The following is a 19,424-nucleotide window of genomic DNA, read 5'->3' on the forward strand; positions in this document are numbered from 1 at the left end:
TTTACCCTACTACATCGGACTTAAGTTCGGAACGGGAACGGAAGAGCGACACATACCAATAGACAGCCAAAGCCATGGATACCGAACTCGCCGCTAAAAATCCAAGTTGACCCCAGCCCCAAAACCATGCCCCAAACGACATAGGACTCAAGACTAGTGATGACGCGGCAAACGCCTTCGCGGTGTTAGCGATCCCGACCGCCCAGTGGTTTCCGGAAATACGAAGCAGCCAGAAAAGCCAACCAGCCCACATGCCGGCACTAAAAAGAGCGAATGTAGCCACAGCCAATACAACCCCGCCTGTATTTGCAGCAACGGTAAGTACTACTACCCGCCCCACAAGGATTGCACTTTGGAAGGCCAATGCATGCGCTTGCTTCTCCAATACCGAATTCAATGTGGAAATCGGAGAAGAAATGAAATTGAAATATAGAAAAGGTGCCATCCATTGCGCAAAATGACCGGCTTGGCGCCATTCACTTCCGAAGACAAAGGCAAACAAGTCAGGACCGAAAACAATCAACACCAAGGTGGGGGGCATCGCGATATAGGCAAGAATGCCGTTAACATTCTTTACGAGCTGCTTCAGATTACCATCTCTATAAGCGTCTGATGCTGACGAAAAAAAAACATCGCCCACAGCCTTGCCAACCAGTTGCATCGGCATGGCCAACACACGATGTGCCAACATATAGATCCCGGCGGCAGCCGGGCTGAACAGTGCGGCAAACAGAATCAGGGGCAGTTCGGTACCGGCCTTGTTGAAAATACCGCCCCACGAAGAATAGATGGGAAAACGCCGATAGCGCTTCGCCGCCCAGCGAATATCTGGCAAGCGCACTTGCCGGAACGTGGCCCATTTGCGGCGGATGGTGAGGAGCCCGAGGCTGGATGTACCGGCGGCCTGGCCGCTCACCTGTCCCAGGAGCAGAGCCACCGGACCGAGTGCGTAGCCGCCGAGCTGCAACCCGACCATGCTAAGCGCCTGGGTGAGCTTGGTCCGGGCAATCGCCGGAAATGCCTTCACCCGGATCGCCCAGTAGTTGAAGACCTGATAAACGCCGCTCAGGAACAATCCAATGGGGAGTAGCCACAGGTACGGCGCAAGCGCCGGGGTGTTCAGCGTCGCTGTAATGGGGCCGCCCCAGACCCAGACGATCACGGCGCTCACGGCAGTCATGCCCAGCACCACCAGGAGGCTGAGCACTACGACGCTGGCCGCCTCCTCATCGCTCTCCGGCAACGGAATGGCGAGCTGGTAGCGCAAGCTGGCGATCACACCCAGGATGCCCAGCAGACCGGCGTAGACGGCCAGCAGCCCGAAATCCTCCGGGCTGTACAGCCGCGTGAGGATCGGCGATGCGGCGACGACGATAATCTGTCCGGCTGCCGTACCGCCGGCGAGGACGGAGACGCTGCGAGCGAAGCGGTTCTTCGGCAGCAGACGCTTGAGACGTTCCTTCATGTTCGGATTACGACATGCCGCCGGGGAGTTGCAGGGACGATCCGTCGCTCACTGCTCTTCCACGCGCTGGATGCCGGGCGGCGCGGCCGGCAACAGCACGCGGCCCGTCGGGCTTTGTGCGGTGACGAGATCGGCCATGTGCCGCATCTGCAGCCACATTTGTGGCACGACGAACGTTTGAATGAACGACTGGCGCTCCGACTCCGGCGGGAGCTCCGACTGATGCGCGAGCGCGTATTCCGCGCGATACGTCAGGTGGGCGCGGAACACGGTCAGCTCATCATCGATGTCAGCCTGTTCGCTGGTTTCTGCATCGGGGTGCAGACCGTTCAGCTCCAACTCCAGGCGCACGTGGATCCGGGGCCCTTCCGTCGCCTCTCCGCGAGCCGTTCGACCGGCGCTCTCGTCGCTAGCATGCAGCCGACTGCTGAGCATGCCCGGGCGTCCCTCAGGCACAGAGGCAGGGCCCCGTTCATACTGGATGCCATCAAGGTAGGCCTCGAGGAGCTGTGCACGGTTGGCCCACTCCGGCAGAGTCGGGTCTTGCTGGCATTCCCCGGTCATCGGGACATCACCCACGCGGCGTCGATGCCGCCAAAGCGGTGGTGAGTTTCGATCCAGTATTCGCCATCGGGACCGGTGGCAAGATCGATCTGCACCCGATCAATCCCGTCATGCGGCAGGTTCTGCATCAGGTGGTCGATGTCGCGCCAGGCGTAGCCGAGTGCCCCCAGGGTCCAGGTCCGTATCAGCCGGTCGGCCAGCTGCTGCACGGGCACATGCCCCTGCTCCCAGCGCGACACGGTCACCGGGCTCACTCCGATGCGGCGGGCCAGTTCGTTGGCGGTGAGTTTCAGTTCTCGCCGCAACAGCGCGAATTCACCCCCCGTGAGGATGCGGTTGAGGGCGCAGAGCCGGTCCCGGATCTGGCGAGCCACCTGGACATAGCGGGGGATCTCGATGGCCTCGTCGCCGCAGTCGCGGCAACGAGTGCGCGGCGCGTTGAGAAACTCGACGGAGTGCACGCCGAACTCTTCGGCATGATGCGTAATGCAGTCGTGCTCGAGTTGGGTGGATCCGCAGATGATGCACTGGTTCATGCTGTTCACTCCGAACGCGTAACGGTCACGATGACCAGTGTGTGGTGGTTGGGGATGGCCGTGACAACAGCCGTTCTCCCCCACTCGTCGACGAAGGCGACGCGGTACCGCCAGGTACCATTCTCGTGCCGGGCTTCATCTACATGGCCTTCTCGCAGCACGTGGTCCACCCAGTCGGCATGGATCTGCCGCTCGCGCATCCTCTGGCGGGCGTGACCGCTGAAGGTGCGCGAGACTTGTGGATCCCGCGCCATTTCGTGAATCCGGCGCGTCGCCTCTGGCTCCGTGAGCGGTTGGTTGATACCGTCCGTGGTCATTCAAAACTTAACACAGTGTTAATTTGTTGTCAGGGCCATACAAAAGCAGTGCGTTAACCCGCAAACAGGGCACGGACGACGGTCTGTTGTTCGGCTTCGCTGATGTACGGGTGCATGGGCAGGCTGATGACCTGCTGGCTTGCCTGCTCGGAGTTCGGGAAGTCCTCTGGGGTGTTGCCCAGCTCGGCGACGGCCGGCTGGCGGTAGAGCGGGACCGGATAATGGATGGCGGTGGGAATGCCGGCCTCTTTCAGGCGCGCCTGCACCGCCTCGCGGTCTCCCGCTCGGATGGTGTACTGCGCATACACGCTGGTGTTGCCGGCGACTACATGGGGTGCGGCGATATCGCTCAGCTCCCCGGCATTCAGCAGTGCGGTGTAGCGTTCGCCCGCCTGGCGACGCAGTTCCACTTCCTCGGGGAAGATGACCAGCTTGGCCAGCACGATGGCGGCCTGGAGGGTGTCCATGCGCCCGTTCACGCCGATGATCGGGTGGTGATAGCGGCGGTCCTGGCCGTGTACGCGGATCTCGCGCATGGCCTTGGCCAGTTCGTCGTCGTCGGTGAACAGGGCGCCGCCGTCGCCGTAACCACCCAGCGGCTTGCTGGGAAAGAAGCTGGTGGAGCCGATGGTGGAGAGCGCGCAGCTCTTGCGGCCGTTGTACGTGGCACCAAAGGATTGGGCGCCGTCTTCGATGACGGGCAGGCCGTGCTCTTCGGCAATGGCGTTGATGGCGTCGAAGTCGGCCGGCTGGCCGTACAGGCTGACCGGCATGATGGCCTTCGTTCTGGCGGTGATGGCCGCCTCGATCCGGCTCGGGTCGATGTTGTAGGTGGCCGGGTCGATATCGACGAAGACCGGTTTCGCCCCCAGCAGGGCGATCATCTCGCCGGTGGCGATGAAGGTGAACGGCGTGGTGATGACCTCGTCGCCCGCGCCGATGCCCAGCGCCATCATGGCAATGAGCAGGCTGTCGGTACCGCTGCTCACGCTGATGCAGTGCTTGCTGCCGGTGTAGGCGGCGAGGCGCTCCTCCAGCTCACCGACTTCGGGCCCCATGATGTACTGGCCGTGGCGCAGGACGTTCTCGACGCGGCGTTCGATTGCCGGCAGGATCCGCCGCTGCTGGGCGGCCAGGTCGATGAAGGGGATTGCTGTCTGTTCCGTGCCGGCCTCGTGTTGCAGTCGGGCCAGTGCCTCGCTCGGTTGCAGCGTCTCGCATTCGCCGAGCGTGTCGAAGGTCGCGTCCAGTGTGACAATGGCCACTTCACCGCCGCGCAGGCTGCGTGTCCCGGCGGCGATCTGGGCATCCTCGAAGTCGCGCGCCGCGGTGTAGAGTTCGGCCTGTTCGTGCCCGCACAGGCTCAGTACCGCGACCCGCTCCAGCAGTTGCTGCATGAGTTTCTGAACCGTGGAGCGAGCGGTCTCGGGCTCCACTCCCAGCTCCTTCAGGCGTCGCACGGCGACGAAATCCAGGGTGCTCAGGGCGCTGGCCCCGATCCAGAGCGTGCTGCCCGCTTCCGCCGCCTCTTCGAGCAGCCGCGCCGTGGGGTTGTGCTCCACGTCCGCGTCCAGCCACATGTCGAGGATCGCGCTGACGTCGAGGATCCAGTGCCGATCAGCCACTGTGCTTGTCCTCCCAGGCTTGCGCCCGGCGCTCGCGGATTTCGCTCTTGCTCAGCGTGCGGTTCTCTGCCAATCGGAGGGCGTCCCGGATGGGGGCCTGGGTCGACTGAAGCTGGCCAATGAAGTCCCCAGTGGTCGCGGTTCCGCTGTGGTGCGCATGGGGGGGCTGCCCGCTGGTGGCGGCCGCTTCTTCCTCTGGTTCGATTTCGTCATCGGGCACTGTGACCTGAACGCGCACCCGCGGATGGCGGAGTTTGAGCGGACGAGCAAACTGCAGGTGGCCTTTCTCGTCGAGTGTGGCTTCGATTTTCATGATTTCACCTCGGGATGCTGGGGCAGCTCACTCTCTGCCAAGCGTTGTGCCACGTAGGAAATAGAGTGTACCCGTGGCGGGGCACTGCGCTGAGGCGTCGCCCTCCAGCGGCAGGTCGAGCTGCTCGCCGTGTTCGCTCATCCAGCCAATCTGTTTGGCCGGCACCCCGACCATCAGGGCGTAGGGCTTGACGTCCTTGTTGACCACCGCGCCGGCGCCAATGAATGCGTGCTCGCCCACGGTGACCCCGCAGATGATTGTGCAGTTGGCACCAAGGGTGGCGCCGCGCTTGACCAGGGTCGTGCGGTATTCGTCCTTGCGCGGGATGGCCGAACGCGGGTTGTAGACGTTGGTGAAGACCATGCTGGGGCCGCAGAAGACGTCGTCTTCCAGGGTGACGTCGTCGTAGACCGAGACGTTGTTCTGCACCTTGACGTTGTTGCCGATGACCACGCGGTTGCCGACAAAGACGTTCTGACCAAACGAGCAGCGCGCGCCGATCCGGGCGCCGGCGCAGATGTGAACCCAGTGCCAGATGCGGCTACCCTCGCCAATGGTCGCGCCATCATCAACGATGGCCGTTTCGTGTGCTTGGTAATTCATGGTCTTGTGTTTTCTCGCCAAGTCGCGGAGGCGCTAAGGTTATGAAACTCAAGCGGCATTTATAGCTCTCACGGTGTGCCTGCTGAGTTGATGATGCGCGTCAGACCGTGCTTGAGCATGGGGGCACCGAAGTTGATGAGCAGACCCAGGCGGCTGTTCGACAACTTCAGGTACGTCAGCAGCTGTTTTTTGTGAACAGGCTGCACTTGTTCCACCGATTTGAGCTCTACGATCACTTTCCCGTCCACGATCAGGTCAGCACGAAAGGCATCGCGAATATTCAGGCCCTCGTAATCGATGCTAATGGGCACCTGCACATCCACTTGGCACCCCCGTGCCCTTAGCTCGTACGTGAGGATCGATTCGTACACCGACTCGAGCAATCCCGGCCCCGTCTGCACATGGACCTTGTAAGCCGAATCAACAATCTCTCTGGCGATCCGATTTTCCTGTTCCATTCCTCATCCTTGAGGGGACGGCACTTAGCGCCTTAGCGCCTTTGCGTGAGCGAGCATCAATACTCCAGCGGCAGGGAGACGGTTTTGCCATCGCGGGCGGAGAGGTAGGCGGCGATGAGCATCTCCAGGGAACGCAGGCCCTCGCGGCCGTCGGTTTCGGCCTCGGCCTCGCCGCGCAGAGTATCGACCACGTTCTTGTAATAAAGCGGGTGACCGAAGCCGTAGACGGAGGTGGTTTCGTAGTTGGCCTGGAGGACGTCTTCGTCGTAATCGCACTCGTCCGCGAAGTCCCAGTGCTGGATCTCGTTGACGGCGACGCCACCGACGCGGACGCTGCCCTTTTCGCCCAGGATGGTGATGGAGCCCTCGTAGTTCTTCGGCCAGGTGAGCATGGTGACATTCATGGAGCCGAGGGCGCCGTTGCGCCAGCGGATGTTGAGGACGCCGCTGTCTTCCACTTCGATGTCTCGGGCCAGGGCGCCGGTCATCGCCTGGACGTCGGCCACCGGGCCAATGAGCCAGTCGATGAGATCGACGTAATGGGAGGCCTGGTTCATGAAGGCGCCACCGTCCAGCTCCCAGGTGCCACGCCATTTGGCGGAGTCGTAATACTCCTGCGGCCGGGTCCAGAAGACGTTGATGTTCACCATGTGGATGCGGCCGAAGCGCTTCTCATCCACCGCGCGCTTGAGCAGTTGCAGCGTGGTGTTGCGGCGGTTCTGCTTGACCACGAACAGGCGCACCCCGGCCTTGTCACATGCCTTGACCATGCGCAAGCCATCACTCCAGCGGGTGGCCATGGGCTTTTCAGTCATGACGTTGACGCCGTAGCTGGCAGCGAGCTCGGCCTGATCGGGATGGAGGCCGCTGGGGGTGCAGATGCAGACGAGGTCGAGATCCTCCTTCTGCAGCATCTCTTCCATGTGGATGTAGCCGGGCACGTTGTACTGGCTTGTATGAGCCTCAAGGGTGCTGCCGTCGATGTCGCAGACGGCGCCCAGTTCCATGTCGTCTCGGTGGATATCCAAGGCGCCGAAATGGTTCTTCGAGATACGGCCGCATCCGACGATGCCGACGCGAATCTTGCGATTGTGGATGGTGGGAAACATCGTCTTCCTCTTTGTCGTTTACAGGCGCAGGTCGACCTGTTCAGGGGGCAGCAGACCCTTGATGTCATAGAGCACGTGGGTGGCGCGGCCGTAATCGCGCAGCGCCGTAGCGCCCTGCTCCGCGAATTCGCGGTGGCCGACGGCCAGGAGCACGGCATCATACTGGCCGTTACCCGGGCGCTCGGTCAGCTCAATGCCGTACTCGTCGCGCGCCTCTTCCGGATCGGCCCACGGGTCGTGGACGTCGATGGCCATGCTGTAGTCGCGCAGCTGGCTGATGATGTCGACCACACGGGTGTTGCGCAGGTCGGGGCAGTTTTCCTTGAAGGTGAGCCCAAGGATGAGGACGCGGCTGCCGTCGACCTGAATGCGCCGCTTGAGCATGGTCTTGACCAGCTCACCGGCGACGTAGGCACCCATGCCGTCGTTGATGCGCCGGCCGGCCAGGATCATCTCCGGGTGGTAGCCGATCTGCTGCGCCTTGTGGGTCAGGTAGTAGGGATCCACCCCGATGCAGTGGCCGCCCACCAAGCCCGGCTTGAAAGGCAGGAAGTTCCATTTGGTGCCGGCGGCGGCGAGGACTTCGTGGGTGTCGATGCCGAGGCGGTTGAAGATCAGTGCCAGCTCGTTAATCAGTGCGATGTTGACGTCCCGCTGGGTGTTCTCGATGACCTTGGCGGCTTCGGCGACGCGGATGCTGCTGGCCTTGTGGGTGCCGGCGGTGATGATCGCAGCGTAGAGGGCATCGACACGCTCGGCGATGGCAGGTGTGGAGCCACTGGTGACCTTGACGATGTCGGTGACGCGGTGGGCCTTGTCGCCGGGGTTGACGCGCTCGGGGCTATAGCCGACGTAGAAGCCATTGCGGTCAGCGTTATAGCGCAGGCCGGATGCGGCTTCGAGCACCGGAACGCAGACTTCTTCGGTGGCGCCGGGATAGACGGTCGATTCATAGATGACCAGGTCGCCCGCTTTGAGGGCTCGGCCCACTGTTTCACTCGCACGGATGAGCGGGGTGAGATCAGGCTGGCGGGCGCTGTCTATCGGTGTCGGCACGGTCACGATGAAGGTAGTCGCCGCCGTCAGGTCTGCCGGGTCCGTGGTAACCGTGAGGTGGGTGGCCGAGGCCAGTTCGTCGTCTTCGACCTCGCGGGTGGTGTCGTGGCCATCGCGCAGTTGGTCGACGCGTTTTGCGTTGACGTCAAAGCCGATCACCGGGCGCTGCTGGGCAAACGCTACGGCCAACGGAAGGCCGACGTAGCCGAGCCCGATGATGGCAAGGGGTTCGGATGAGTTAACGGCAGTCATTCACTCACTCTTGTGGTTGTGTCGTCAGGGTAGGATCCGGCGACCTGCCCGCTTCCTGAAACAAAGCTGGCCGACCAGGCCGAAAAGCAGCCAAAGGGCCAGCGCCGCCGAAACCCCTCAGCAGTCGATCGTCGAAGCGATGCCACCGCGCCACTACAAAGGGGTTCATCGCGTAGTGCGTGAGCGAGCGGCAGAAGGCGGAGAACAGGATCAGCCCGAATGCGGCCGCGCCCAGCGCGAGGATGAAGGCATCCACCGAGGTGAAGCCTAGGCCCTCGTACGCGCTGTTGAGTACCGGGTTGGTCTGCACCACTTCGGGGTTGCCCAGCACGCTCAGAAACGGCATGACCGAGGCGACGCCGACGGTTTCCAGCACGGCCATGACGATGACCATGCCGAGCACCAGGCCGCCGCGGCGTTTTTCCCTGGGGGTGAGGAGGGCCAGGGCTTTGCGGTAGGTGCTGAACATTGCTGGGTACTGGATTCCGGGTGCTGGTTCTGGAGGGGGCAGCGCGTGCGAGAGGGGGTATGGCTCGCCTGGGTTTTCGCGTGCGAGCACGCTCCTACAGGGGTGTGTTCAGCGGTTGAACGCGGATTGGACCATGGTTGGGGGGTTGGGCTCAAGGTTTGGGGGTGGCTCGGACAACAGAAAGCAAGGTTGCCGGCCACAGGTAACGATGAAGAGCCCGGGGCTCTGGCCAGTTGGATTCGGGACGTGCCCCATCGCGCAGGCGCCGCATTCCTGCGACGGCGTTGCAATCAGCCGTACGAGCGTGTCTGTAGTAGAAGGCCCTGCCGGCGTCCGACGCGGGCAGGGCCTTCGCGGCCAAGGCTGCTCCCACAGGTGGAGGGTTTAGCGCACGGGGTGGATCTCGATGTCCAGGTCGAGATGGGTCCACGCCCGGTCGGCGGTCAGCACCGGGAGGGCCTTGTCCCTGGCCAGCGCCAGGCAGGCTCGGTCGGCCATTGACAGGCCATGCCGGCGCGAGGACTCCCACAGCTGTGCGGCGAGATCCGCCTGTTGCGCCGTGAACGGCTCGAAAACGAGCCCGACGTCGACAAACTCCTGCTGCATGCCCTGGACGTCGACCTTGCGTTGCAGGGATTTTTGCAGCACCTCGGACCAGTTCACGGTGGACACGCATCCGCCATCAAGGGCGCGGGCGACCCTGTCCCCGCCCGGCTCGTCATGCAGGAAGGTCAGGGAAACACTGATGAATGTACACGCTCGCGTTGGTACCCCAGGTTTTCCGAGGCAAGGCGCGTCGCGCAGCGGGTAGTGGCTCTACTCGCCAGCGACGCAACGCAGGGTCGGGGAACCTGGGGGTACCAACCCCGCGGGGCTCGGCCGCTTTTGCGCGCGCACGGCGTTGCGGCTCCCTTGTGCAGAATGACTGCACAGCAGTCACCGCGCCTTGTTCGCACGCAAAAGCGACTCGAGCGCGAGTGCGTACATTCATCAGTGTTTCCCTACCAGGGCGGAGGCATCCAGCACGGTGGTCATGACTCCCCATGCTCGTGTTTGGCTTCGGCCCGCCGATCGCCGATGAGTTCATCCACAAGGCTGACGTCCTGCGGGATGTGCCTGAATCGCTCACGGAGCCGCCGCTCGACCCGCTCGCGCCGTTCCAGCACGAGGCTCTCCCCGACCAGTCGGGCGACCAGGCGGTCGCCAGGGCGCAGCTTTAGGGTATTGCGCAACGTGGCCGGGATCACGACACGGCCTTGTGCGCCGACCTGCACCTCGTTTTCATTTTGTGCCACCGCTTTCTCCCTCTGCCACACTCGGCTCCAATATGGCACACAAAGGTGGAACGAGCCATGCTGGTCACGGGCGCCTGACATCCCCGCGCCTCGAACCACAACAACCTCCCGGAAACCGCTCAGCGGTTATCCGCCCCCCCTCGTCTGGGCCACTACAGGAGCAGTAGATCCCGGCTCTGCGCTACGCGAAGGCCGGGAAGGCTGGTGGAGGTTGCGTGGCTTGGCTAGTTGTGAAGATTGGGTGGTTTTCTGGCGTTGGCGGGGGCTTCGCGGCCAAGGCCGCTCCCACAGGGGGGGGAGTGGCATTGGGTGTGGGGGGCCAGGCCTCTGGCGGATTGTGCGCTAAGGGTTGCGGATGAAGCCCATGGCTTCGAGTTTGAGGAGGATGCGGTGGGCGGCTTCGTCCGGGGTCATCTCGCGGGTGTCGAGGCGCAGCTCGGGGTTTTGCGGCTCCTGGTAGGGATCGTCGATGCCGGTGAATTCCTTGATGAGGCCGGCGCGGGCCTTGGCGTAGAGGCCCTTGCGGTCGCGGGCCTCGCAGGTTTCCAGCGGCGTGGCGACGTGGACCTCGATAAAGCCCCCTACCCGCTCGATGCGTTCGCGCACGCGGCGGCGCATGTCGGTGTATGGCGCGATGGGGGCGCAGATGGCGCAGCCACCGTTCTTGGTGATCTCGCTGGCCACATAGCCGATGCGCTGGACGTTGATGTCGCGGTGTTCCCTGGAGAAGCCGAGCTCGCTGGAGAGCTCCTTGCGCACGATGTCGCCATCCAGCAGCGTGACGGCGCGTCCGCCCAGTTCCATCAGCTTGACCCGCAGGGCGTTGGCCATGGTGGACTTGCCGGAGCCGGAAAGGCCGGTGAAGAAGACGGTGAAGCCCTGGCGGTCGCGCGGCGGGAAGCTGCGGCGAAGCTCCTGTACCACTTCCGGGTAAGAGAACCACTCGGGGATCTCCAGGCCTTCGCGCAGGCGGCGGCGAAACTCCGAGCTGGGGAGGCTGAGGGTGTGTTCGCCCTCGCGCACCTCGTCGGACGGCACGAAGTCCGCCCGGTCCTGCACGTAGGTCATGGCCTGGAACGGGACCATCTCGATGCCGATCTCGTCGGCATGGCGCTGGATCAGGTCCTGTGCCTCGCAGGGGCCATAGAAGGCCTGTTCGTCCGGGCCCGCATCGGGGCTGGCATGATCGTGGCCGACGATCAGGTGCGTGCAACCGTAGTTGCGGCGGATGATCGCGTGCCACAGGGCCTCGCGCGGGCCGGCCATGCGCATCGCCAGCGGCAGAAGGCTCAGCTGCGTCGTCTGCTCCGGGGCCTGGCGCAGCACATGCTCGTAACAGCGCACGCGTGCGAAATGATCCACATCGCCCGGGGCGGTCACGCCCACCACCGGATGGATCAGCAGGTTGGCTTCCGTCTGGCGCACAGCCCGGCGGATGAGCTCCGCCTGGGCACGATGCATGGGGTTGCGCGTCTGGAAGGCGACCACGCGCTTCCAGCCGAGCTTCTGGAAGTACTCTCGCAACTCTCTCGGGCTGTAGCGGTAGGTGCGAAAGTCGTGGTGGACCGGGGCCTCCAGGCCATGCAGCGTGCCGCCCAGATAGACGGGGCCCGTGCGATGCAGCAGCTCGTTGACGCCCGGGTGCGCGGTATCGGTGGTGCCAAACACCTGTTGCGCCTCGCGAGTGCGATCGGGCGTCCAGCGATGCTCCACGTCCATCACCGCGATGAGCATGCCCTCGGCATCGCGCAGAGCGATGCGGCTGCCCTCCTCCACCTGCGCGGCGAAGGCTTCGGTCACGTCCAGCGTGATCGGCATCGGCCACAGCGTGCCATCGGCCAGACGCATGTTCTCGAGCACGCCGTCGTAATCCGCCGGGCCCATGAAGCCCGTCAGCGGGGAAAAACCGCCATTCAGCAGCAGCTCGGCGTCGCACTGCTGGCGCTCCGTCAGATCCCAGGAGGGCATGTCCCGCGCCGCATCCTTCAAGTCGCGGGCAGTCGCCTCATCCACATAGCGTTCGCAAAGCGTGCCGCCGTAAGGCGTGATCAATTCCATTCCGTCATCCGTTACTCGATTCCATCCAATTACTGCAGGAGCCCGCTCGCAGGCGACTGTGGCAGGGGCCTCGCCGCCAAGGCAGCTCCTACAGGGCGGATTCGCCATAGCCCTGGAGCTCGGCACGGAGTTGTTCGATCTCGGCCATCAGGGTTTCGTGTTCGGCGCGCTTGCGCTGGAGCAGCCGATAGGCCAGGCGGGCCTTCTCATGGAGCCCGTTCGGGGTGAGTTTGTACAAATAGGCCGAGCGGTTGTCGGAGCGGCGGAAGTCCTGTGCCTTGACCCACCCGCGATCCAGCACGGCCTTGAGCGCGTAGTGCGTCTTGCCGACCGACAGGCCCAGCGCTCGAGCAAGCTGGCGCTGGCTCATGTCCGGTTCGCGCTCCAGCACGCGGAGCACTGCCAGATGAAGATCCTCGTCAATCAATGAATCACCCTGCTCGCAGGTAGCGGATGGGCACGCTACAGGAAAGGCGCTACGCCCGATGCCAGGCGGGCCCCGCCTATCGGTCCCTAGACTGTATCCAGCGTTCACCGCGTGAACAATCCGTGCATTCGATCATAACGACTAGAAGAAACGCAAAAGCTCTCCAACCACTGCCAGACGAGCCCCCTATCGGTAAACCCCACTTAATTTTCTGAACCGATTGACGGACAATCGCCGGCTCGGGCTCGCTATCACTACCAGGACGCGCCATGTCAACGAAGGACACCCCCACCCCCCCTCAGCCGATCGGCCGGGGCCCTTACGACGACGAGATCAGTCTAGTTGATCTGTGGAAAGTGCTCGCCCGACGCAAGTGGTGGATTCTCTCCGTGACGGTCGCCGTCTTTTTTCTGGGGACGGCATACGGTGTATTCCACACACCGAGCTACAGCTACCAGACGACCATTCAGCTCGGCCAGGACAGTCAAGGGAATCGCATTGATGACCCCGAGGTTACGGTCTCGTTCCTGAATGACGTCCTGATTCCCGGAATCTGGCGAGACCTGCTCGCCGATGCTGACGATGTGAAGCTCCCCGAAGCGCGTGCGCGACATACCGAGGGCACGGAGTATGTCCATCTAACCACCTCTGCCCCGCTACACAGACAGGAATCGGTTGAACAGCTGCACAGCCTAACGGTCAGAGCACTCCGCCGCGAACACAACCTCCTGATCGATGACGTCCGCGCCCGATTGGACGACCAACGCCGGACAACGGAACTTGAGCACCAAGCCCAATTGGCTGACCTGCAGAACGAACTCGAAATAATCGAGGAACGGAAGGTCCGGGCTACCGCGCAATTCGAACTGCTCGAAGAAGAGCGGTTCTTGCTGGAAGAACAAATCGAAGACCTGCACCCATTGCGCCACCAACTTGACTCCGCAATCTCCGACACGGATCAGCAATCCGCCCCCCTGTGGACCATGATGCCGATGGCGTCGATCACCGAGATGCGTTTCAGCGCGGAACGGCGGCTTCGGACACAGATTCCCGACCAGATAAATGAGGTACAGCAGCGCCTGACTGAACTTGAGAATGCTGCTCAGCGCATCCAATCAGAAATCGAGCGGGAACAGGCCCGTCATGACATGCGCGTGGCAGCGCTGAAACGCGACGAGGAACGCATCCGCGAAACGACTGCCCGGGGCTCTGCCTACGCCCTCGCATCCGACACCCCCGATGGTCCTGGACGTTCCCTGTTTGCAGCCCTCTCGTTGGTACTTGGCCTGTTGCTGGGTATTTTCGGAGCGTTCTTCCGCGAATTCCTGGCGAATGCGCGGGCGGCAGAAGACGCCTAGAGCCCTCCTTCGGCCGAACAACCAACCGGGAATGGGGCTCCAAGGCGAGAGGACGACTGCCCGCAAAATCCTGGCCTGTCATGCTTCGGCAGGGATTGCCGCTGAAGTGGCTCCTGAAGGGCACCTCAAGACCCGAAACAACCCCCGGTAGGGGCCTGTTTGCAGGCGAACGCTCCTCCCCGTGTTGGGGCTGGCAGGGCTTCGTACCAAGGGATGGCTTTGGCGGGGGCTTCGCGTGCAAGCACGCTCCTACAGTTTTGTTGCCGGGTTCTGGTCAGTCGCTGTTGAAGAGGTCGCGGGTGTAGATTTTGTCGGTCTGGTCGCGGATGTCGTCGGTGATGCGGTTAGCGACGATGACGTCGGAGATGCGCTTGAACTCGTCGAGGTCGCGGATGACGCGGGAGCGGTAGAAGTCGTCGTCCGGGAGTTCCGGCTCGTAGACGACGACCTCGATACCCTTGGCCTTGATGCGCTTCATCACGCCCTGGACGGCGGAGGCACGGAAGTTGTCGGAGCCGCTCTTCATCACCAGCCGGTAGACCCCGACCACCCTGGGCTGGCGCTTGATGATCGCATCCGCGATGAAGTCCTTGCGCGTCCGGTTGGCGTCCACAATGGCCTTGATGATGTTATTGGGCACCTCGTCATAGTTGGCCAGGAGCTGCTTGGTATCCTTCGGCAGGCAGTAGCCCCCAAACCCGAACGACGGGTTGTTGTAGTGGCTTCCTATGCGCGGGTCCAGGCAGACGCCATCGATGATCTGGCGGGTGTCCAGGCCGTTGGCCTCGGCATAGCTGTCCAGTTCGTTGAAATAGGCCACCCGCATGGCCAGGTAGGTGTTGGCGAACAGCTTGATCGCCTCGGCCTCGGTGGAGTCGGTGAAGACCATGGGGATAGCGTCGTCGACCGCGCCTTCCGCCAGCAGGTTGGCGAATGCCTTGGCCCGGTCGGACCGCTCGCCGACGATGATGCGGGAAGGGTGCAGGTTGTCGTACAGGGCCCGGCCCTCGCGCAGGAACTCGGGCGAGAACAGGATGTTGTCGGTCTCCATCTGCGCGCGGATCTCGCGCGTGTAACCCACCGGCACGGTGGACTTGATGACCATCGTAGCGTGCGGGTTGATCGCCAGCACGTCGCGGATGACGGATTCGACAGTGCTGGTATTGAAGTAGTTGGTCTGCGGGTCGTAGTCCGTAGGCGTGGCGATGATGATGAAGTCCGCGTCTTCGTAGGCCGCCTGCTTGTCCAGCGTCGCCTTGAGGTTCAGCTCGCGGTTCTCGAGGAAATCCTGGATCTCGGCATCGATGATCGGGGACTGCCGGCGGTTGATCTGCTCGACCTTCTCCGGCACCACATCCAGCGCGACCACCTCGTGGTGCTGCGCGAGCAGGACGGCGTTGGAAAGCCCGACATAGCCGGTTCCGGCGACTGCGATTTTCATACCTTGCTTCCTTTCTGTCTGGATCTTTGTGTCTGCGTTTGCGGTCGCCCCGAAGCCGTAGGAGCCGCCTTGGCGGCGAAGCCCCTGCCAGGTTCCGGGTTTGGCAGGGGCTTCGCCTGCGAGCAGGCTCCTACGGGGGGCTGGCCCACCGACCGCGATTATTCAGAGCCCGAGGATACTGAGGCGCCATGAACAATGATGCGATCGGAGGCAAGAAAGGCTAACGCTGCCCTTACCCCGCGAACCGTTCTTGCGGCGGGTGTTCGGCCGGGGCGTATTCGTGCACCACTGCGCGGATCGTTTGGCAGGCGCGCTCGGTATCCATCTCGCGGTCCGCTTGGTCCAGCTGGGTCAGGGCCGCCTGCAGATCCTGTGGCGCGACGCAGTCCTCGCGGGCGCGCATGATCCGCGCATGCGCGGTGGGCTCGACGTTGTCGCCAATCAGCAGTTCCTCGTAGAGCTTCTCGCCCGGGCGCAGGCCGGTGAAGACGATCTCGACCCCGTCCTCGGGCATGCCGTCTTCCTTCACCTGGCGCCCGTGCAGGCGGATCATGCGCCGGGCGAGGTCGATGATCCTGACCGGCTCGCCCATGTCCAGCACATAGACCTCGCCGCCCTCGGCCATGGCACCGGCCTGGATAACCAGCTCGGCCGCCTCGGGGATGGACATGAAATAGCGCGTGATCTCCGGGTCGGTCACCGTGACCGGCCCGCCGTCACGGATCTGCTGGTGGAACAGCGGCACCACGGAGCCGGAGGACCCGAGCACGTTGCCGAAACGCACCATGCTGAAGATCGTGCCGCGCCGCTCGCGGGCCCGATCCTGCAGGACCATCTCGGCCAGGCGCTTGGTGGCACCCATCACGTTGGTGGGACGCACGGCCTTGTCGGTGGAGATCAGGATGAACCGTTCCACACCCGCGTTCAGCGCGGCTTCCGCCAGAACGGCGGTGCCAAAGACGTTGTTGCGCACGCCCTCGATCAGGTTGGACTCGACGATCGGCACGTGCTTGTAGGCGGCCGCGTGATAGAGGGTCTGCACGCCGTGCTCTTCAAGCACCGCGGCCACGCGCCGCGCATTGGCCACCGAGCCCAGGACGGCGCGGATCGCCGGGTACTGCTCCAGCTGTGCCGCAACCTCCTGCATCTCACGCTCGATGCTGTAGAGCGCGAACTCGTTGCGCTCGAACAGGATCAGCGCGGCCGGCTCCAGGCGGATAATGCGCCGGCAAAGCTCCGAACCGATAGAACCACCCGCCCCGGTCACCATCACCACCCGGCCACGCACGCTCCTGGTGAGCAGCTCCGGGTCCGGGGGAACGGGATCCCGTCCCAGCAGATCGCCGATGTCGACGTCCTCCAGCTGCTCGAGGCTCGCGTGTCCGGAGATCACTGCCTCCATCGACGGCACGGTCTGCACGTACACCGGGAGCGGTTCCAGCTGCTCGAGGATGCGGCGGCGCTCCTGGCGCGTCGCGGACGGGATCGCCAGCAGCACCCGGCCGACCCGGAAACGATTGACCAGACGCGCGAGGTGAGCCGGCTTGTGGACCGGAATGCCGTCGATCGAGCTGCCCTGCAGGCTGCGGTCCTCGTCCACAAACGCGACCACACGGAAGCGGCCTCCGGCCTTGAGCCCGGACAGCAACTGCACACCGGCCTCGCCGGCTCCGAACACGATCACCGGCTCGGCACCCGCCGATGCCTCGATGATGGAGCGATACCAGGTCCGCACCAGGAACCGGCTGCCCCCGACGTATAGGAAGGCCACGATCGCGAAGTTGATCGGCACCGAACGCGGAAAGCTGTCTATACGACCGATCGCCACCGCAGCCCACAGCACGAGTGCGAGCACGGCCACACCGGATCCCACCGCCCAGATCGTGCGCGACCCCATGAAGCGCACCACCGCCCGGTAAAGCCCGAGCTTTGCGAACACCGGGATGCCCACCAAGACCACCAGCGGGAACAGCCACCAGGTCTCCAGCATGATCGGCGGGAACGGCTCCGCCAGGCGAATGGCGAAGCCGGACCACAGCGCCAGCGGCAGCATCACGACATCCGCCAGCACCATCAGCCAGCGCTTCTGCGAGCGCGGCAGGTTGAGCAACCTTTCCAGGCTCCTGCTCAGCATGAGCTGCAACACCCTTTACGCATTGGCCGCCCGACTCCGATGTCCACCAAAACCACCCGGATACAGTACATCAAGCGCATATCCCGAGGGCCACCGCGATCCGTCACGGCCCGCGAAGCATAAGCAACCCCTGATAAGAATGCACCCACCCCAGAAACCCCCGTTGGAGCCTGCTTGCAGGCGAAGCCCCCGCCCGCGCTGGGAAACCCACCTCGCGCAGGAGCCTCGCTGCCAAGGCGGCCCATACGGGGCTGCCCCAACGCGCGACCATCTCCCTGCTCTGGCAGGGGCTTCGCGGGCAAGCCCGCTCCCACAGTTGACAGAACCCAGGGTCCCGCTGTGGGAGCGGCCTTGGCCGCGAAGCCCCTGCCAAAGTCCATTCAGCCCCTCACTCCAACCAGATCGCATCCCACAGCGGATAGTCGCCCAGATTACTCACCAGCCCAGCCCGTAGAGGATTAGCCACCACGTAACGCGCGACGGCCTGGAGGTCCTCCTCCCGGCGCAAAGCGCGGTCATGGAAACCCGGCTGCCAAACCCGGCAAGGTCGTCCACTCAACTGCCCGATTCGACGAGTCGTGGAACTCTTCACCTTCTGTACGGTGCGGGACAATTCCCCATCGTCAAGTTGCATCAGCCAATGGACATGGTCGGGCATGACCACGAAGCAGAGTGTAGTCGCCGTCCCTTCCACCTCACGCAACGCCTGAACCACGCAGCGACCGTGATCGAGCGCGCGAAACCAGGCATGCCGATCGGCACATACCGCCGTGACCAGGTAAATCCTTCCGTGCTCGCTGACCCGCCCACGCCGCAACCGGTGGGATCGTGCCTTCCGTGGCATCCGAGCCTCCCGAGATTGTTACCACTCCATAGTTCTGTGGGAGCGGGCTTGCCCGCGAAGCCCCTGCCCGGGTCCGACTTTGGCAGGGGCTTCGCGGCCAAGGCCGCTCCCACGGTGCACACCCACCAAACAAACCGTCTCGCCAGAGTTCGAGCTAGGTGCGTTGTTCAGCCCAATGAGCGAACTGGGTGTACACCTGAAGGGCTGGCGTGACAGCGCCGATGACCCGCTCCAGATCGATCGTGTCGTACGGGTGTGTAAGGACGTTGCGCATCGCGCAGGCGTCCATCAACTGCTCGGCCAGTGTCTCCTCGAGATCAAGATGATCGCGAAGCGTCTCGAAAACGTCGCGGCGAGGCGATAGCCATCGCGGCGCAACAGCTGCAGACCGATGTCCGCAGAAGACTCGCACAGGAGTTGCAAAAGGCGCTCGATGGCATAGTGTTCGCGACGCTGCTGGCGGGGTTCCAGGGCACGGTATTGCTCAAGGTCCGACAGGAACTGGCGCAACATCGACAACTTGCGCTGCATCACCTCGGAAGTATCAGGCGACATCCGAACCCTCTGACTGGTGGCGCTGGAACAGGACGGAATCCGCGTGCAGGAAAAACGCACGGTCCTGCTCCGCATGGAATCGCCCTTCACGCTCCTCGAACAGACATTCGCCATCGCGGAACACCTCGAAGCGGGTGACGGGCGACACACGATCCGAAAGGAGCAGAAGATCGACCGGGTCGGGCTCGAAGATTTCTTCCAGTTCCCGTTGCCACCGTCCCTGCGTCATCAGGTCCGGCATCGCCTGCGGTTCGACGGCCAGATCCACATCCCGCCCGTGCCCTTCCCGGGCTACGGACCCGAACAGGATCACCAGTCGCCAGTGGTGCCGGGCGGCGAGTTCATTGATGCGGCTGATCCGTTCCGGCTGAAGCATGGGAATCACGATTCGAGGCTAAGTCGTATCGTCAGAGTAGCAAACGCGCGGTCGCTTATCCTCGGCGTTGCCGTGATGAGCCTTGTGGGGGCAGTTTTTTCAGACCAGATCTGTGGCATCTATCCCGTGGGAGCGGCCTTGGCCGCGAAGCTCCTGCCCGGGTCCGACT

General features: G+C 63.4%; 21 protein-coding genes and 1 pseudogene. 1 reads left to right on the forward strand and 21 read right to left on the reverse strand.

Annotated elements, in window-relative coordinates:
* Window position 1: 1 nt before the first annotated feature.
* From F614_RS0102190 to F614_RS0102260, 15 genes and pseudogenes are all read right to left on the reverse strand, one after another.
* A complete protein-coding gene (locus F614_RS0102190; protein ID WP_019558163.1) occupies window positions 2-1,465 on the reverse strand; it encodes a lipopolysaccharide biosynthesis protein in 1,464 nt (487 codons plus the stop codon).
* 48 nt (window positions 1,466-1,513) lie between these two features.
* Window positions 1,514-1,816 carry a hypothetical protein gene (locus F614_RS14945; RefSeq protein WP_231378020.1) on the reverse strand — a complete coding sequence of 101 codons (303 nt, stop codon included), beginning with the start codon at window positions 1,814-1,816 and terminating at the stop codon, window positions 1,514-1,516.
* 209 nt (window positions 1,817-2,025) lie between these two features.
* Window positions 2,026-2,565 carry a type II TA system antitoxin MqsA family protein gene (locus tag F614_RS0102200; RefSeq protein ID WP_019558165.1) on the reverse strand — a complete coding sequence of 180 codons (540 nt, stop codon included), beginning with the start codon at window positions 2,563-2,565 and terminating at the stop codon, window positions 2,026-2,028.
* Window positions 2,566-2,570: 5 nt separating this feature from the next.
* Window positions 2,571-2,819, reverse strand: coding sequence for a DUF4258 domain-containing protein (locus F614_RS0102205; RefSeq protein ID WP_018866778.1), 249 nt, complete (start codon window positions 2,817-2,819; stop codon window positions 2,571-2,573).
* A 116-nt stretch (window positions 2,820-2,935) separates the two neighbouring features.
* Window positions 2,936-4,507, reverse strand: a complete 1,572-nt coding sequence (locus F614_RS0102210) for an aminotransferase class I/II-fold pyridoxal phosphate-dependent enzyme (protein ID WP_019558167.1) — start codon at window positions 4,505-4,507, stop codon at window positions 2,936-2,938.
* Window positions 4,500-4,820 (reverse strand): hypothetical protein, encoded by a 321-nt coding sequence (locus tag F614_RS0102215; protein WP_019558168.1) that lies wholly within the window; start codon window positions 4,818-4,820, stop codon window positions 4,500-4,502. Before F614_RS0102215 ends, F614_RS0102210 begins: the two co-directional genes overlap by 8 nt.
* 27 nt (window positions 4,821-4,847) lie before the next feature.
* Window positions 4,848-5,423, reverse strand: coding sequence for an acyltransferase (locus tag F614_RS0102220; RefSeq protein ID WP_018866781.1), 576 nt, complete (start codon window positions 5,421-5,423; stop codon window positions 4,848-4,850).
* 68 nt (window positions 5,424-5,491) lie between these two features.
* Window positions 5,492-5,881: a GxxExxY protein gene (locus F614_RS0102225; protein ID WP_019558169.1), complete on the reverse strand. Its 390-nt coding sequence runs from the start codon at window positions 5,879-5,881 to the stop codon at window positions 5,492-5,494.
* 56 nt (window positions 5,882-5,937) lie between these two features.
* Window positions 5,938-6,990: a Gfo/Idh/MocA family protein gene (locus tag F614_RS0102230; RefSeq protein ID WP_019558170.1), complete on the reverse strand. Its 1,053-nt coding sequence runs from the start codon at window positions 6,988-6,990 to the stop codon at window positions 5,938-5,940.
* Between the two features lie 18 nt (window positions 6,991-7,008).
* Window positions 7,009-8,298 carry a Vi polysaccharide biosynthesis UDP-N-acetylglucosamine C-6 dehydrogenase TviB gene (gene tviB, locus F614_RS0102235; protein WP_019558171.1) on the reverse strand — a complete coding sequence of 430 codons (1,290 nt, stop codon included), beginning with the start codon at window positions 8,296-8,298 and terminating at the stop codon, window positions 7,009-7,011.
* A 109-nt stretch (window positions 8,299-8,407) separates the two neighbouring features.
* Window positions 8,408-8,767 (reverse strand): annotated as a pseudogene (locus tag F614_RS0102240) (hypothetical protein); the annotation flags it as partial.
* 384 nt (window positions 8,768-9,151) lie between these two features.
* Window positions 9,152-9,514 carry a PIN domain-containing protein gene (locus F614_RS0102245; protein ID WP_026329783.1) on the reverse strand — a complete coding sequence of 121 codons (363 nt, stop codon included), beginning with the start codon at window positions 9,512-9,514 and terminating at the stop codon, window positions 9,152-9,154.
* Between the two features lie 284 nt (window positions 9,515-9,798).
* A complete protein-coding gene (locus F614_RS14190; RefSeq protein ID WP_081619668.1) occupies window positions 9,799-10,062 on the reverse strand; it encodes an AbrB/MazE/SpoVT family DNA-binding domain-containing protein in 264 nt (87 codons plus the stop codon).
* A 342-nt stretch (window positions 10,063-10,404) separates the two neighbouring features.
* Window positions 10,405-12,120, reverse strand: a complete 1,716-nt coding sequence (locus F614_RS0102255) for a bifunctional sulfate adenylyltransferase/adenylylsulfate kinase (protein WP_019558174.1) — start codon at window positions 12,118-12,120, stop codon at window positions 10,405-10,407.
* An 88-nt stretch (window positions 12,121-12,208) separates the two neighbouring features.
* Entirely contained in the window at window positions 12,209-12,547 is a 339-nt protein-coding gene (locus tag F614_RS0102260) for a MarR family EPS-associated transcriptional regulator (protein ID WP_019558175.1), read from the reverse strand.
* Between the two features lie 269 nt (window positions 12,548-12,816).
* Here F614_RS0102260 and F614_RS0102265 point away from each other — a divergent pair, with 269 nt between their 5' ends.
* On the forward strand, window positions 12,817-13,905 hold the full coding sequence (locus F614_RS0102265) for a Wzz/FepE/Etk N-terminal domain-containing protein (protein WP_019558176.1): 1,089 nt from the start codon (window positions 12,817-12,819) through the stop codon (window positions 13,903-13,905).
* Between the two features lie 274 nt (window positions 13,906-14,179).
* Here the strand turns inward: F614_RS0102265 and F614_RS0102270 are convergent, their stop codons facing one another.
* The 6 genes from F614_RS0102270 to F614_RS0102295 form a co-directional block, all read right to left on the reverse strand.
* Window positions 14,180-15,346: a nucleotide sugar dehydrogenase gene (locus F614_RS0102270; protein WP_019558177.1), complete on the reverse strand. Its 1,167-nt coding sequence runs from the start codon at window positions 15,344-15,346 to the stop codon at window positions 14,180-14,182.
* A gap of 232 nt (window positions 15,347-15,578) precedes the next feature.
* On the reverse strand, window positions 15,579-17,480 hold the full coding sequence (locus tag F614_RS0102275; RefSeq protein WP_026329784.1) for a nucleoside-diphosphate sugar epimerase/dehydratase: 1,902 nt from the start codon (window positions 17,478-17,480) through the stop codon (window positions 15,579-15,581).
* Between the two features lie 388 nt (window positions 17,481-17,868).
* Window positions 17,869-18,324 (reverse strand): transposase, encoded by a 456-nt coding sequence (locus tag F614_RS0102280; RefSeq protein ID WP_019583460.1) that lies wholly within the window; start codon window positions 18,322-18,324, stop codon window positions 17,869-17,871.
* A 154-nt stretch (window positions 18,325-18,478) separates the two neighbouring features.
* A complete protein-coding gene (locus F614_RS14195; protein ID WP_231366575.1) occupies window positions 18,479-18,628 on the reverse strand; it encodes a DUF86 domain-containing protein in 150 nt (49 codons plus the stop codon).
* Window positions 18,613-18,879: a hypothetical protein gene (locus tag F614_RS0102290; protein ID WP_231378022.1), complete on the reverse strand. Its 267-nt coding sequence runs from the start codon at window positions 18,877-18,879 to the stop codon at window positions 18,613-18,615. The genes F614_RS14195 and F614_RS0102290 overlap by 16 nt, the downstream gene beginning before the upstream one ends.
* Entirely contained in the window at window positions 18,869-19,255 is a 387-nt protein-coding gene (locus F614_RS0102295) for a nucleotidyltransferase family protein (RefSeq protein WP_018878340.1), read from the reverse strand. Before F614_RS0102295 ends, F614_RS0102290 begins: the two co-directional genes overlap by 11 nt.
* Window positions 19,256-19,424: the final 169 nt, after the last annotated feature.

The organism is Thioalkalivibrio sp. ALE12, assembly GCF_000381105.1.
Taxonomy (GTDB): Bacteria; Pseudomonadota; Gammaproteobacteria; order Ectothiorhodospirales; family Ectothiorhodospiraceae; genus Thioalkalivibrio.